The organism is Cupriavidus sp. CuC1, from assembly GCF_044627735.1.
GTDB classification, from domain to species: Bacteria; Pseudomonadota; Gammaproteobacteria; order Burkholderiales; family Burkholderiaceae; genus Cupriavidus; species Cupriavidus ulmosensis.
In genome coordinates, this window is record NZ_JBIUHC010000212.1 from 1 (window position 1) to 14,717 (window position 14,717).

Annotated in this window: 14 protein-coding genes and 1 pseudogene; 9 read left to right on the forward strand and 6 right to left on the reverse strand. The window is 65.0% G+C overall.

Annotated features, from left to right (window positions below):
• A pseudogene (locus tag ACGLHR_RS46445) lies at window positions 1-578 on the reverse strand (hypothetical protein); the annotation flags it as partial.
• Window positions 575-1,249 (reverse strand): TetR/AcrR family transcriptional regulator, encoded by a 675-nt coding sequence (locus ACGLHR_RS46450; RefSeq protein ID WP_400102539.1) that lies wholly within the window; start codon window positions 1,247-1,249, stop codon window positions 575-577. The gene ACGLHR_RS46450 and the pseudogene ACGLHR_RS46445, both read right to left, overlap by 4 nt.
• A 305-nt stretch (window positions 1,250-1,554) precedes the next feature.
• Here ACGLHR_RS46450 and ACGLHR_RS46455 point away from each other — a divergent pair, with 305 nt between their 5' ends.
• Window positions 1,555-3,264 (forward strand): serine hydrolase, encoded by a 1,710-nt coding sequence (locus ACGLHR_RS46455; RefSeq protein ID WP_400102540.1) that lies wholly within the window; start codon window positions 1,555-1,557, stop codon window positions 3,262-3,264.
• Window positions 3,265-3,270: 6 nt separating this feature from the next.
• Here ACGLHR_RS46455 and ACGLHR_RS46460 read toward each other — a convergent pair whose 3' ends face one another.
• A complete protein-coding gene (locus ACGLHR_RS46460; RefSeq protein WP_400102541.1) occupies window positions 3,271-3,981 on the reverse strand; it encodes a glutathione S-transferase C-terminal domain-containing protein in 711 nt (236 codons plus the stop codon).
• A gap of 107 nt (window positions 3,982-4,088) precedes the next feature.
• Entirely contained in the window at window positions 4,089-4,910 is an 822-nt protein-coding gene (locus ACGLHR_RS46465) for a LysR family transcriptional regulator (protein ID WP_400102552.1), read from the reverse strand.
• A gap of 204 nt (window positions 4,911-5,114) precedes the next feature.
• Here ACGLHR_RS46465 and ACGLHR_RS46470 point away from each other — a divergent pair, with 204 nt between their 5' ends.
• From ACGLHR_RS46470 to ACGLHR_RS46485, 4 genes are all read left to right on the forward strand, one after another.
• A complete protein-coding gene (locus ACGLHR_RS46470) occupies window positions 5,115-5,945 on the forward strand; it encodes an oxidoreductase (RefSeq protein ID WP_400102542.1) in 831 nt (276 codons plus the stop codon).
• A gap of 152 nt (window positions 5,946-6,097) precedes the next feature.
• Window positions 6,098-6,310 carry a hypothetical protein gene (locus ACGLHR_RS46475; protein ID WP_400102543.1) on the forward strand — a complete coding sequence of 71 codons (213 nt, stop codon included), beginning with the start codon at window positions 6,098-6,100 and terminating at the stop codon, window positions 6,308-6,310.
• Window positions 6,311-6,369: 59 nt separating this feature from the next.
• Window positions 6,370-6,900, forward strand: coding sequence for an isochorismatase family protein (locus tag ACGLHR_RS46480; RefSeq protein WP_400102544.1), 531 nt, complete (start codon window positions 6,370-6,372; stop codon window positions 6,898-6,900).
• A gap of 196 nt (window positions 6,901-7,096) precedes the next feature.
• Window positions 7,097-7,444: a hypothetical protein gene (locus tag ACGLHR_RS46485; RefSeq protein WP_400102545.1), complete on the forward strand. Its 348-nt coding sequence runs from the start codon at window positions 7,097-7,099 to the stop codon at window positions 7,442-7,444.
• A gap of 97 nt (window positions 7,445-7,541) precedes the next feature.
• Here the strand turns inward: ACGLHR_RS46485 and ACGLHR_RS46490 are convergent, their stop codons facing one another.
• Both ACGLHR_RS46490 and ACGLHR_RS46495 read right to left on the reverse strand, forming a co-directional pair.
• Window positions 7,542-9,122, reverse strand: a complete 1,581-nt coding sequence (locus tag ACGLHR_RS46490) for an aldehyde dehydrogenase (NADP(+)) (protein ID WP_400102546.1) — start codon at window positions 9,120-9,122, stop codon at window positions 7,542-7,544.
• A gap of 89 nt (window positions 9,123-9,211) precedes the next feature.
• Complete coding sequence (locus tag ACGLHR_RS46495; RefSeq protein WP_400102547.1) at window positions 9,212-10,144, reverse strand: dihydrodipicolinate synthase family protein; 933 nt, start codon at window positions 10,142-10,144, stop codon at window positions 9,212-9,214.
• A gap of 146 nt (window positions 10,145-10,290) precedes the next feature.
• Between ACGLHR_RS46495 and ACGLHR_RS46500 the strand changes: the two genes are divergently transcribed.
• From ACGLHR_RS46500 to ACGLHR_RS46515, 4 genes are all read left to right on the forward strand, one after another.
• Window positions 10,291-11,226, forward strand: a complete 936-nt coding sequence (locus tag ACGLHR_RS46500; protein WP_400102548.1) for a LysR family transcriptional regulator — start codon at window positions 10,291-10,293, stop codon at window positions 11,224-11,226.
• Between the two features lie 190 nt (window positions 11,227-11,416).
• On the forward strand, window positions 11,417-12,385 hold the full coding sequence (locus ACGLHR_RS46505; protein WP_400102549.1) for a Bug family tripartite tricarboxylate transporter substrate binding protein: 969 nt from the start codon (window positions 11,417-11,419) through the stop codon (window positions 12,383-12,385).
• A 22-nt stretch (window positions 12,386-12,407) separates the two neighbouring features.
• On the forward strand, window positions 12,408-13,424 hold the full coding sequence (locus ACGLHR_RS46510; protein ID WP_400102550.1) for a 4-hydroxythreonine-4-phosphate dehydrogenase PdxA: 1,017 nt from the start codon (window positions 12,408-12,410) through the stop codon (window positions 13,422-13,424).
• Window positions 13,425-13,469: 45 nt separating this feature from the next.
• On the forward strand, window positions 13,470-14,717 hold a 1,248-nt coding region (locus ACGLHR_RS46515), incomplete at its 3' end, for an L-rhamnonate dehydratase (RefSeq protein ID WP_400102551.1).

Here is a 14,717-nt window from a genome sequence, read left to right on the forward strand (position 1 = left end):
GCTTCAGCAAATCCGCGTGTAGACAGAAACTGGAACCCGGGAATCACGACAAGTGCCTGTCGCAAAAGGGGAAACTCGCCCAGGCGGCTGGTGAACTTCGGGCTAAGCCAGCCCGGCAGCCGCGCCGGCGGCAGGAAAGGCGAGGCGAAATCCGCCGTCGGCGTGATCGGGATCAGCCCGGTGCCGATCGCCTTCACGCCGAGATGCTCGGCGGCCGACAAGCCGACAAAGGCCGCCAGGCCGGAAACGATGATGGCATCGCAGCCTTCGCCCGCCGCCACGATCTCCCGCAGCCATGCCTCGGCATTGGCATTGGCAATGCGCGCCAGCGCGCTCGCCGTGCTGGTGAAGCGGCGGTCCCGCGCCACCACGCCGGAGATCGCAAGCTCCGCCTGCAACGCGCCCTTGATGTCTCCCGCCAGCGCGGTCGCCGGAACGCCAAGGGCATTGGCCGTGCCAAGCGTTGCGCCATCGGCAAGTAGCCGGGCCTGGTGGCCGGCATCCATCAACGCGCGGCACAGTGCGGCCAGCGGACGGGCGTCTCCCTCCGTGCCATAGGTTGCGACGATGAATTTCATGGTGTCTTGCGGCTCCTTGGACGTGGCGCCCGCGGCCGGGCGCTGCCCTCCACGAACAGCGTCACCACCGCTGCGAACTCCTCGCGCAACGTCAGCCCCGGCAAGGTCAGCCAGCGCATCAGCGCACCGAGATAGAGGTGATGGAACAGCGACGCCAGATGCGCCGCGTCGAAATCGTGCCGCAGTTCGCCCGAGCGCTGGCCCTGGCCGATCAGCAGCCCGAACACATCGGTCATGTCGCTGGCCCCTCCGGGCTCTACGGGCTCTATGGCCTCTTGCGCGGGCGGCGCGGCTTCAAGGCTCAGGAAACGAAAGCGAAGGTAAGGCAGAAGGTAAGCGCGATGCCCCTCGCACCAGGCGGCTGACGCATCGAGCAGCAGCGCCAGGGCCGACCGGAAGCTGGCCTGCCGTTCGACCTCAGGCTGCAGATGCGCCAGATCGGCCGCCAATTGCATATGGATCCAGTGCGCCAGCACGGATTCCTTGGTCGGGAAATGGTTGTAGAGCGTTCCCTTGGCAACGTCGGCCTCGGCCGCGATCTGCTCCATCGTCACGGCGTCGAAGCCCTGCGCTTCGAACAGGCCCATGGCAGTCTGGGCAAGGAGATCCAGCGTTTGCGCGCGCTTTCGGGCACGGCGGCCCGGCATGTCGTGGGCGACCATCTCATCCATATAAATGAACGACGAACATTATTGAACGTCGTTCAAGTATCGTAGCGCGACCCTGGCGGTAAATCAATCCGGCCGGGAGCCGTGCAGGATCGTGCTGCGTGCTGCGTGCTGCGTGCTGCGTGCTGCGTGCTGCGTGCTGCGTGCTGCGCGTCGCGCAGCCACCACATACCCTCCTTCAGGGCGATAACAGATTGCCGGGCCGGTGCTAACGTCTGGCGCACGCTGCAATTCCCACGGACGATCTGGCACGCAACGCGAATCGCACCGACTTCCAATACTGCGTGAGAGAGACAAGGATCCCGCCCATGCTGAGTGATTTCGATGACCTCGTAGCAGCGTCGATGAAGGAATGGAAGGTACCGGGCCTTGCGCTAGCCGTGATCCGGGATGGCGAAACGGTGCTGCTCAAAGGCTATGGCGTGCGCGACGCCGAAGCGCCGGCGCCCGTGACGGAGGACACCCAGTTCCTGCTGTGCTCGCTCACCAAGTCTTTCACCGCAGCCGGCCTTGGCCTTCTGGTGGACGAGCGCAAGCTCGACTGGAAGCGGCCCGTGCGTGACTACATTCCGGAGTTCCGCCTACACGATGCGGTTGCGACCGAGCGCGTGACCGTGCGGGATCTGCTTTGCCATCACAGCGGCGTCCCGCGCCACGACTGGATTCACTCGCCCGGCGACCTGTCGGTCGCGCAGATCCTGGCGGCCTTGCGCCATCTGGAGCCGAGCCGGGACGTACGCGAAGCCTACCAGTACCAGAACCTGGGGTATCTCGTGGCCGGGCATATCGCGGAGCGCGTCAGCGGGCAGCGCTGGGAAGATTTCACTACCGAGCGCCTGCTCCGGCCGCTGGGCTTCGCGAACTTCGGGCTCTCCATCGACGCGCTCGCCGCCGCGCCGGACCATGCGCATCCGCACATCATGCAAGGCGACGAAAGCCAGCGCGCGATGTTGACGCCTATCCGTGCGCTGCCCGCCGGCGGGCTCAATGCCTCCGTTTCGGACCTGGCGAAATGGATGCACTTCCTGATCGACGAAGGATGCGCGAACGGCAAGCCTCTGCTGTCGGCGGAAATCGTCCGGCAAATGATGACCCCGCGCGTGCACGTGGGCCGCTCCGTATTCAAAGAGGTGGGTGAGTACCACTATGGACTCGGCCTGTCGCTGGAACACTATCGCGGCGAACGGAAAGTATCCCATTCAGGCAGCTGGGTCGGCTGGGGCACCTTGATGACAATGCTGCCGGAGCGCAGGATCGGCGTGGCTGTACTCACCAATCGCGCGCCAAGTTCGGTCACAGAACTCCTGACCTACGCCACGCTCGACCAGCTCTGCGGCCACAAGCCGATCGACTGGTTCGAGCGGTATCACGCCATGCGCCACCAAGGGCTTGCGCAACAGAAGCTCGACAAGCAGGCGCGCAGCGAATTGCGCCGGACCGGCACCACGCCAAGCCATCCGCTTGACGACTACGTGGGCGAGTACGAACACCCGGCCTACGGGCGGATCGTCATCGCTAAAGAGAACAATGCACTGGCATGGCGCTGGCGCGGCATGTCGGGCCCGCTCGAACACCGCCACTACGATGTATTCACCACCCCCGACAAGCCGGCCGAGATCAATCCCGACAACCTGGCACTGAGCTTCGGCTATGACCGGGAAGGCAACATCGACCGGATCTCCGCACCATTGGAGCCCATGGTGGCGGACATCGTCTTTCGCCGCGCGGCCGGCGGCGACGTGCTCGACCCTGCGTTCCGCGCCCTCTGCGCCGGCAGCTTCGTGCACGGCGCGCAGGAGATCGCCGTCACGCTCGACGCGGCGGGCCAGCTATCGCTGCGCATCGCCGGGCAGCAAAGTTGGCCGCTGCAGCCGTTTGACGGGCGGACCTTTGACCTGGAAGGACTCCATGGGCATCGGGTCGAGTTTCGTCGTCCCGCGCCAGACATCGTGGACGCGGTCATCTTTTACCAGCCGGATGGCACCTTCCTGGCACTGCGGCAGGCTGTGCCAGCGTAAATCGCCTCACGGCCGCAAGCCGGCGCCCTTGTCCATGGCAGCCCGCACCGCATGGCAATGCCGGACCAGATTGGCCTTCGACAAGACGAACTGCTTGAGCGGCGTGTCGATCTCATAGAAATAGATATTCGCCACAAACCCATACACGGCAGCATCGATGCTGGTCGGCGCAGCGCCAAACAGAAAATCCTGGTCGCCGATCAGGTTGGCCACCACGGCCAGATCGGCAATGCCCCGGGGATAGACCTCGCCCGGTTCGAAGCGGCCGATGCCCTGATAGCGGTATCGCTCGAAGTTGTATTGCCTTGCCGCCTCCAGGTCATCCGCCGCAAGGTCCGGATGGGTCTTCAGCAGCGCGTCCCGGAACAGCGGCCAGAAGCGCGGATCGCGCCAGCGCGAGTACGACATGACCCAGTAGAGGTCATCCAGCGCGCGGCGCACCAGCAGATCCAGGTCCTGCTGTGCGCTGGTCAGGGCGCTATCGATGGCCAGCCTGTACTTGTTTTTCAGGTAGGACACGATGGCATCGCTGTCGCCGACGGTCTGCTCATCGTCGACGACATACGGGAGCTGCCCTCGCGGCGCTGCTTTTGTGTCGAGGATATGCCGGTGCGTAAAACGCAGGCCGCACAGCTGAAGGAAGGCGAACACCTTCAGGCCATACGGATTATTGTCTTCAAGGCCGAACAGCTCCGGATAGGAATACAGTGTGATCATTCAAACACTCCCTCAAGGGCGGCCCGGCATTTGAGGATCGCGGCGCGGCTCCGGTAAGTCTAGGCGATAACGCTGGCCTGGCCTGATGGCGACGTCCCCGCTACCTGTTACCTGCTATCCGCCAGCGCCGTCTTGGCAAAATCGATAAAGACGCGCAGCTTCTTCGGCATCCCCGTGCGGTTGTAGTAATAGAGGTAGAGCCCCGTGCGTGGTATCCACGCGTCCAGCACATTCACCAGCGCGCCGGCCCGCAAATGCGGCTCGGCGTTGCGGTATGGCAGGTAGGCAAAGCCGAACCCGTCCAGGGCGGACTGCAGCAGCAAGCCGTTGTCATTGGTCGCGATGCGCCCGGCCACAGCGATCTGCATGGTTTCACCGGCTTTCTCGAACTCCCAGCGATACAGCGCGCCGGTATCGGCGCTCCTATAGTTCACGCATTGATGCTCGAGCAGATCTCGCGGGTGCCGTGGCTTTGCCTTGTCTTTCAGGTACGCCGGAGACGCAACCACGCAAAAGCGCATCTGCGTGACGAGCGGCACGATCACCATGTCTTCGTCCAGCACATTGTCGTAGCGTATGCCGGCATCGAAACCCTTGCCGACGATGTCCACCAGGCTGTTATCGGCGATGACCTCGACATTGATGTCGGGGTAGGCCGTCAGGAACGCTTTCAGGACGGGCTGGATCACCAGCGGGATGGCGGTCGGGGGCACGTTCAGGCGCAGCGTGCCCATTGACTCGCTGGAGGATTTGGAAACATCGCGCATGGCGAGCTCGAGTTCCTGCAGGAGCGGCGAGATCCTCGTCAGGAACCGCGCTCCGGCCTCCGTCAAGCTGACGCTGCGCGTCGTCCGGTTAAGCAGGCGGGCTCCCAGGCGCTCTTCGATGCGCCTGACCGTATAGCTGACGGACGTCACCGGGATCCCCAGCGCGCGCGGCGGCGCTGAAGCTTTGCTCCTGCGCTACGCGGGCAAAGACGGAAAAGGCCTGGAATTCGGTTGGGTTCATTATGCAAATTTATTGCAAAGTCCTTGCGGATTGTCTTCCTTCTTCACAGGGTCGGCAACCTCCATACTCCGTTGTACCGAGCCGCCGAGGACGGCAGCTCCCCTGACAATTCTCCTGGAGAGATGATGAAAACCTGGTTCATTACGGGCGTAAGCACTGGTTTTGGGCGCGCGCTGGCCGAGGCCGCGATCGCGCAGGGCGACAAGGTCGCGGGCACGCTGCGCCAGGAAGCGCAGCGCGCGGCGTTCTCCGCGATGTCCCCGGGACAGTCTTTCGGCTACGTGCTCGACGTGCGGTCCGACGTGGACATCCCGCGCGTGGTCGCCCAGATCGAGCGCGAGGTTGGCCCGATCGACGTGCTGGTCAACAACGCGGGGTACGGCTACGAGGGCAGCATCGAAGAAGCCACGGCCGCGGACATCCGTGCGCAGTTCGACGTCAATGTGTTCGGCGCGATCGGCGTGATCCAGGCCGTCCTGCCCTTCATGCGCGAACGGCGCAGCGGCCACATCCTGAACGTCACGTCGATGGGCGGCCTCACGACGTTTCCCGGCGTGGGCATCTACAACGCGAGCAAGTTCGCGCTGGAAGGCATCAACGAGGCGCTCTCCAAGGAAGTGCGCCCCTTCGGCATCAAGGTAACCGCGATCGAGCCAGGCGCCTTCCGCACGGACTGGGCAGGCCGCTCCCTGCAACGCACGGTGCGCACGATCGAGGACTACGCGGCAACGCTGGAACCGCTGAGCGCCGTGCGTGCGGCAAGATCCGGCAAGCAGCCGGGAGATCCCCGCAAGGCCGCGCAGGCGATCCTCAAGGTGGTGGCGTCGGACCAGCCGCCGGTGCATCTGCTGCTGGGCACCGATGCGCTCGGCTTCGTTCGCGAGAAGCTCAAGACATTGCAGGAGGAAATCAACCAGTGGGAAGCGCTGACCGTCAGTACTGACCTTACCGATTGAATTCGCTGCCAGCGGAACGGATTGCCGCGCTCGCCGCCCGCTGCGGCGAGCGCATATGGATTGCACCAAAGCTTCGTTGCGCGGCCCGCGCCAGTTGGCTACTGTCATTCGATCATTCGGCGGCCCCGCCGGCACCTGGGCAGCCGGAAGCGATGAAGCGCGAGATCTACAGGAACTATCCCATCGGCTCCAAGGTGCAGCTTGTCGAACGGCTGCTGGATCGTGGCCTGGCGAACGATCGCGACCGCGCGATCGCGCGCAATACGCAACCCGGGAGGTGCTGCTCGCAAGACTGCACGGTGCCCGGCTCGCCGGTCATGGTCGACCTGCCTGAAATCCCGTCAAAGCGGGACAATGCGGGTTGAGACTGCAGCCCCTCCCACCGGGAAACGAACGATATGCCAACTCACCAAGGAAAATGAACATGCTGCACAACGCCGCTGAGTCCGTTCTAGTACTGGTGGATTTCCAGGCCCGCCTGATGCCGGCGATACACGAAGGCGATCGCGTCGTAGCCGAGGCCGTGCGCCTTGCCAACATCGCCCGCGTACTGGGCGTGCCCGTGATCGGCACCGAGCAAAGCCCCGGCAGCCTGGGCGGGAATATCGATGAAATCAAGCGCCTGTGCGATCAAACCCTGGCCAAGGACCACTTTGACGGCTGCCGGGACGGCTTGCTCGACATGCTTCCTGCAGGCCGGAAAAACGTGGTGGTGGCCGGCTGCGAAGCCCACGTCTGCGTGCTGCAGACCGTCGCCGGGCTGCAGGAGCACGGCTTGGAAGTGACTGTGGTGCTGGATGCCATCGGCTCACGCAAGGCCTCCAGCCGGGAAGCGGCCATCGACAGGATGCGCGGCGGCGGGGCAACCGCGGCCACCGTCGAGATGCTTGCCTTCGAGTGGATGCGTACGAGCCGGCATGAGAGGTTCCGCGAGGTGCTGGGTTTTGTGAAGTAGCGGTTCGCGGGCCGCCGTGCCACCCGCCGGTATATTCAAAAAATCTGAATAACCTATCCTGATATGACTGGTCTAACGCACCGATGACTCTCCTATAGTTCGTTACATGGACGGCGCGCACAAACAAAGCAACGTTCTGGCAGTCGCAGCGAACAATCAATGAAATTCAACGAATTTTAAGATACTGGAGAACATCATGACCAAGACCTTCGCCCTCAAGCTCGCTTCCACCCTCGTGCTGTCGCTCGCCGCCATCGGCGCCGCCCAGGCCGCTTCCGCCAAGGACACCCACGCCGGTGACAAGTACGGTTATGAGTTCCGCACCTCGGTGCCCGCCGACAAGTACGGCTACGACTTCCGCGCAACCGATGCCTTCACCGACGGCGCCCGCAGCGGCAAGCTGGATACCTTCACGGAAGGCGCCCGCATCGCCGGCCTGGACCGCACGGGTGTCTCGGCTTCGCCGGCACGCCGCTTCGATACCTACACCGATGGCGCGCGCAGCGGCAAGGTCGACGTCTTCACCGAAGGCGCCAACGCCTGATGCATCCGACAGTGCGAGGTTTCACCGCGCGCGGTGCCGGCTGATAGCCGCGCCGCGCGCTTTGCGTTGAAGCGAGAAGGCGCAGGTGACCTAACGGCTAACGGCTAGATGGCGTTGCGCCATCCACCCGTACCGCAAGGCCCAGCGCATTGCCGGCGCGCAGCGCTTGCGGCAGCAAAGCCGCGGGCATGTCCTGGTAGCAGACCGGGCGCAGGAAGCGCGCGATGGCCAGGCTCCCGACCGAAGTCGAGCGCCCGTCCGACGTGGACGGATACGGGCCGCCGTGCACCATGGCGTGGCTGACCTCCACGCCCGTACCGAAACCGTTCACCAGGATCCGGCCCACGCGGCGCTCCAGCGCCGGCAGGAAGGTGCGTGCGGCGTCATAGTCGGCTTCATCGATGTGGATGGCCGCGGTCAATTGCCCTTCGAGGGCTTCCACTACGCGCTGCATGCTGGCAAGGTCGGGGCAACGCACCACCAGCGACGCCGCGCCGAAGATTTCCGCGCGCAGTGCCTCGTGGTCAAGGAACGCTTGCGCGGTGGTCGAGAACAGCGCAGCCTGCCCCTGGTATTGCGCGCCGGCCTGGCCACGTGCAACCGTGCTCACCTGCGGATGGCAGCCGATGGTTTCAACACCGGCGCCATAGGCGCGGTGGATGCCGGGCGTCAGCATGGTTGAAGCCGGGATCTGCGCGATCGCCGCTTCGGCCGCTGCCAGGAAGCGGTCGAGATCCGGGCCATCCACGGCAAGGATCAAGCCGGGATTCGTGCAGAACTGGCCCGCGCCCAGCGTCAGCGATGCGGCGAATGCCTTGCCGATTCCCTCCGCGCGGTTGCCCAGCGCGTGCGGGAACAGCAGGACCGGGTTGATGCTGCTCATTTCCGCGTAGACCGGAATCGGCTGGCTGCGGGCGGCGGCAAGTTTCATCAGCGCCGTGCCGCCGGCGCGCGAGCCGGTGAAGCCGACCGCCTTGATGCGGTGATCGCTGACCAGCCCCTGCGCGATCTCCAGGCCGGAATCGAACAGCAGCGAGAACGTGCCCTCGGGCAAACCCAGTTCTTCCACGGCCTTCTGGATCGCACGGCCGACCAGCGCCGAGGTGCCGGGATGCGCCGGATGCGCCTTGACGACAACCGGGCAGCCGGCGGCGAGCGCCGACGCCGTGTCGCCACCCGCCACCGAGAACGCCAGCGGGAAATTGCTCGCCCCGAAGACGGCCACCGGCCCCAGCGCGATGTTGCGCAGGCGCAGGTCCACGCGCGGCAGCGGCTTGCGTTCCGGCTGCGCGGGATCGATGCGCAGGTCGAGGAAATCGCCCTGCCGCACCACGGCGGCAAACAGCCGGAGCTGGCCCACGGTACGCCCGCGCTCGCCCTCGATGCGGGCGCGCGGCAGGCCGCTCTCGCTGACGCAGCGCTCGATCAGCGCGTCGCCAAGCTCCAGGATATTGGTGGCGATCTTCTCGAGGAAGGCAGCGCGTTGTTCGAGCGACGTTTCGCGATACACATCGAATGCCTGCGCGGACAGTGCGCAAGCCTGGTCAAGTTGCGCCAGCGTGGCGCCGCCAAAAGCCGGCTCCAGCGTTTCGCCGGATGCGGGATCGACGGCCCGGATCTCGCCATGGGTGCCGCGCACGGACTGGCGGCCAATAAGCAGTTCGCCTGAGAGTTTCATCTTGGGTCCTTGAAATGAAAAGGCGGCGCGTCAGCGGCGCCGCCAGTCGTTCGATATGGGTTAGCGGATCACGTCGGCCACTGCTCGCCTCACTTGCCCCAGCGCAACACCAGCGGATCCAGCCGGCGCGCGATCTGCAGCAAGCCGGCACGCGTGGCCGGGTGCATGGGCTGCAAGGGATGGCGCAGCGCATCGGAGGCAATCACGCCGCCCTCCTTCATCAGCGCCTTGGCGGTCGCCAGCCAGCCCTGCCGGTTCTCATAGTTGATCAGCGGCAGCCATTGCTGGTAGTGCTGCGCGGCAAGCTCGGTGTCGCCAGCCTGGTAGGCATCCACGATCTTGCGGATGCCGTCCGGGAAGCCCGCGCCGGTCATCGCGCCGGTGGCGCCGGCGTCCAGGTCGGCCATCAGCGTGATGGCTTCTTCGCCATCCCACGGGCCTTTGATGGCGTCGCCGCCAAGCTCGATCAGCTCGCGCAGTTTCACCGCGGCTTGCGGGACTTCGATCTTGAAGTAGGAGACGTTGGCAATCTCCTTGGCCATGCGCGCCAGGAACGGCGCCGACAGCGTGGTGCCGCTCACAGGCGCATCCTGGATCATGATGGGGATGTCGATCGCCGCCGAGACGGTGGCGAAGAATTCGTAGATGGCGCGCTCGGGCACGCGGATGGTGGCGCCGTGGTACGGCGGCATCACCATCACCATGGCGGCGCCGGCGTCCTGCGCGGCTCGGCTGCGCTCGGCGCAGATGCGCGAGCTGAAATGCGTGGTGGTGACGATCACCGGCACGCGCCCAGCCACGTGCTCCAACACCGTGGTCATCAGCAGGCTGCGTTCATCGTCGGTCAGGACGAACTGCTCGGAGAAATTCGCCAGGATGCAGATGCCGTTGGAGCCGGCGTCGATCATGAAATCGATGCAGCGGCGCTGGCCGTCGAGGTCGAGGCCACCTTGCTCGTCGAAAATGGTGGGCGCGACCGGGAATACGCCACGGTAGACGGGATCGATCTTGGGCATGGTCATGGGGTCTCTCTCCTTGTTATGGTTGGGCGACTTGCGGCAGGGAATCAATATACGGCGCACCACACCGCGCTGTATATTGAAACCTTTCCATCTCATGATCGCTTTTACGACTCACCCGGCGATCATCCTTGCGGAACCGAACGCACATGAAAGCCACGCTGGACGTCCTGATGTCCCGCCTGCGCATGAAGCAACTGCAATTGCTGATCGCGCTGGACGACCACAAATCGCTGCACCAGGCCGCGTCGGCCATGGCCATGACGCAGTCCGCGGCCAGCAAGGCCTTGCAGGAACTGGAAGGCATGCTGGATGCGCCGCTGTTCGAGCGCTCCAAGACCGGCATGCGGCCGAACCAGTTCGGCCATTGCGTGATCCGTTACGCGCGGCTGCTGGCCACCGATCTCACCGCCTTATGCCAGGATATGGCCGAGATCCGCTCGGGCAAGGGCGGGCACCTGGCCGTCGGCGCCATCATGGGCGCGGTGCCGGACGTGCTGGTGCCGGCGCTGGAAACCATGCAGGCGGATCAGCCCAACCTGTCCATCGAGATCGTCGAGGACACCAGCCTGCGCATGCTCACGCTGCTGGACGACGGGCGCCTGGACCTGGTCATCGGCCGCGCGCTGGTGAGCGACCAGCCCGCCAAGTATCACTACCAGGCGATCGGCGACGAGCCGATCTCGGCCGTGGTGGGTTACGGCCATGCCGCGCCGCGCGCCAGGGAGCTGACGTTCGCCGACCTGGCCGGATACCGCTGGATCGTCTATCCCGGCCAGATGCCGATGCACGAGTTGCTGCAGCGGGAGCTGGACATGGCCGGACAGGGCATGCCGCCGAACGCCATCACGACCGCCTCCACCTTTGTCACCGTCGCCATGCTGCAGCGCAGCGCAAAGCTGGTCTCCCTGCTGCCGACCAGCGTGGCGGTGCTGTTCGCCCGGCACAAGATGCTGCGTATCCTGCCTGTGCGGATGCAGTCCAGGCAGCAGACCTTTGGCTTGGTGACCCGGCGCGGCGGCACGCTGTCCGCTGCCGCCACGCAGCTGATCAGGTTGCTCCGCGCCGGGGGCGCGCAAGCCTGAAGGCCGGGTCTGGCACAGGTGGCGCGGCACCGCCCGTCCACGGCCGCCGGGTGAACCAGCGTGCTTTGGCCTATGTATTCCTGCAGGTAATCACCCATTCAATAAACGTCATTAGTCAGATATCACTCCCATCCTTATAGTTCGCCTATCCGCGCCTCAGCGCAGGCTCATAACAAAGATGGAGACAACGATGAAACGATGGATGTCCGGCGTCCTCGCCGGCTTGATGGGAATTGCCGCCGCCATGACCACCGGGGCCTACGCACAGGACACCCGCCCGGTACGGTTGATGGTGGGTGCCGCGCCCGGCGGCGGCACCGACGTCATGGCCCGCATCGTCTCCGACAAGCTGGCGGCCATCCTCAAGCAACCGGTGGTGGTGGACAACCGGCCCGGCGCTTCCAACACCATCGCCGCCGACATTACCGCCAAGTCCCCGCCCGATGGCAACACGCTGCTGATGGGCGTGGTCACCTCGCAAGCCATCGCGCCGCACCTGCTCAAGCTGCAGTTCAATCCGCTCAAGGACCTGGTGCCGGTGGCCCTGGTGTCGTCGGTGCCCAATGTGCTGGTGGTCAACAACCAGGTGACGGCGCTCGACGTCAAGTCGCTGGTGGCGCAGATCCAGGCCAATCCGGACAAGTTCCGCTATAGCTCCTCCGGCGTCGGCAGCACCCAGCACCTGGCCGGCGCGGCGTTCGCACGCCAGATCCACGGCAAGCTGCTGCACGTGCCCTACAAGAGCAGCAGCAGCGCGCTGGTGGACCTGATGGGCGGACAGGTCGACATGAGCTTCGAGACCATGCCGTCCGTCATCAACCATATCAAGGCGGGCAAGCTGCGCGCGCTCGCGGTCACCGCCGAGCAGCGCTCGGCGCTGCTGCCCAATGTGCCCACGCTGGCCGAAGCCGGCGTGCCGGGCATCCAGATGAATGCCTGGTACGGTGTCTATGCCCCGGCAGGCACCCCGCCGGCCGTGCTGCAGAAGCTGGGCGCGGCGCTGGCCACCATACTCAAGGACCCCGACACCGTGCGCCGTCTCAATGACGTGGGCGCGCTGCCGGGCACCCTGAACACCGCCCAGTTCGATGCCTTCTCGCACGCCGAATACGCGCGCTACGGCAAGCTGATCGCCGAACTCGGCGTCAAGCTGGACTGAACCCCTTTCCCCCAAGACTCCCATGACCCAACGACCCCGAATCGCCATGGTGCTCGGCGACCCCGCCGGCATCGGCCCCGAGCTGATCGCCAAGCTGCTGGCCGACCCGGCCACCGCGGCGCAGGCCGACATCCTGCTGATCGCCGACCGCGACGAATGGCGTCACGGCATGCAGGTGGCCGGCGTCGACATCGCGTTGCGCGAAACCGATACGCTTGCGTTCGCAGGCGATGACAGTGGCCCGCGCCTGTACCACTGGCAGCTCGACGACAAACCGGCCTACCAACGCGGCGTGGCCACCGCGCAAGGTGGCCGCTACAGCCTCGGCACGCTCGCACTGGCGCTGGAACTGGCCGATGCGGGCAAGGCCGACGCCATCGTGTTCGGCCCGCTCAACAAGAGCTCGCTGCATGCCGCCGGCATGGGGCACAACGATGAGCTGCACTGGTTCGCCGAGAAGCTCGGCTACCCCGGCGCCTTCTGCGAGTTCAATGTGCTCGACGGCCTGTGGACCTCCCGCGTGACGTCGCACGTGGCACTCAAGGATGTGCCCGCCATGATCAACCGCGCCAGCGTGGGCGACGCCATCGACCTGATCGACCAGGCCCTGCGCGGCGCCGGCATGGCCCGCCCGCGCATTGCCGTGTGCGGCCTGAACCCGCATAACGGCGACAACGGCGCCTTCGGCCGCGAGGAGATCGACATCATCGCGCCGGCGGTGGCCGATGCGCGGGAACGCGGCGTGGCCGCCGATGGCCCCTTCCCCGCCGACACCATCTTCCTCAAGGTGCAGGGCGGCCCGGCGCAGCGGCAGTTCGACGCCATCGTCACGATGTATCACGACCAGGGCCAGATCGGCATCAAGCTGATGGGCTTCTCGCGCGGGGTCACCGTGCAGGGCGGCCTGCCGGTGCCGATCACCACGCCGGCCCACGGCACCGCCTTCGATATCACGCAGCAGGGCCGCGCCGACCTCGGTGCCACGCTGCAAGCTTTCCACATTGCCTGCCAGATGGGCAGCAACCGCGCCGCCCGCTAAGCCGCCGCCCGTTCGCCACCGGCAATCAAACCCACGGAGACTATCTTGAAAATCACCAACATCCGCACGCGCGTCTTTGAATGGAAGGGCAAGACCGTGCCCCCGCAGGCGCACTTCTGCACCAACGCCACCGACATCCTGTTCGAGCGCGGCGACGCCATGGGCTCCTTCCGCTTCCACGGCTGGCTGGTGGTGGAAGTCGAGACCGACACGGGCCTCGTCGGCATCGGCAACTGCGCGCTGGCGCCGCGCGTGGCCAAGGAAATCATCGACCAGTACCTGGCCCCCATCGTGATCGGCCAGGACCCGTTCGACAACGAATACCTGTGGCAAAAGATGTACCGCCGCACCCATGCATGGGGCCGCAAGGGAATCGGCATGGCAGCGATCTCCGCGGTGGACATCGCGTTGTGGGACCTGATGGGCAAGGCCGTGGGCAAGCCGGTGTTCAAGCTGCTGGGCGGGCGCACCAAGGAAAAGATCTGGTGCTACGCCTCCAAGCTCTACAACAACGACGACCGCGACGCCTTCCTGGCCGAAGCCCAGAGCTATCTCGACCAAGGCTTCACCGCCATGAAGATGCGCTTTGGCTACGGCCCCAAGGACGGCCCCGCCGGCATGCAGAAGAACATCGAGCAAGTGCGCCTGCTGCGCGAGCTGGTGGGCGACAGCGTCGACATCATGCTGGAATGCTATATGGGCTGGACGCTGGAATACGCCCGCCGCATGCTGCCGCGCCTGGCCGAGTTCAACCCGCGCTGGCTGGAAGAGCCGGTGATTGCCGACGACATCGAAGGCTACGCCGAACTCAAGAAGATGAGCCCCTTCCCCATCTCCGGCGGCGAGCACGAGTTCACCTCCTACGGCTTCAAGGACCTGCTGGAACGCCGCGCAGTCGACGTGATCCAGTACGACACCAACCGCGTGGGTGGCATCACCGCTGCGCAGAAGATCAACGCCATGGCAGAAGCCTGGTCCGTGCCGGTCATCCCGCACGCTGGGCAGATGCACAACTACCACCTGACCATGGCCTCCACCGCGTCGCCGATGTCAGAGTTCTTCCCGGTGCATGACGTGGAGGTGGGGAATGAGCTGTTTTATTACATCTTCAAGGGGGAGCCGGCGCCGGACAAGGGCTACCTGCAGTTGGACGACAACCTGCCGGGGCTGGGGCTGACGATCAATGAAGAGTATTTGGGCGACTTCAATATTATTGACTCAACTTTAGACATTCAGGCCCGCTCAACGAGCGGGTTGGAAACGGATTCAAGAAATCGAAAAATGCTTGACATG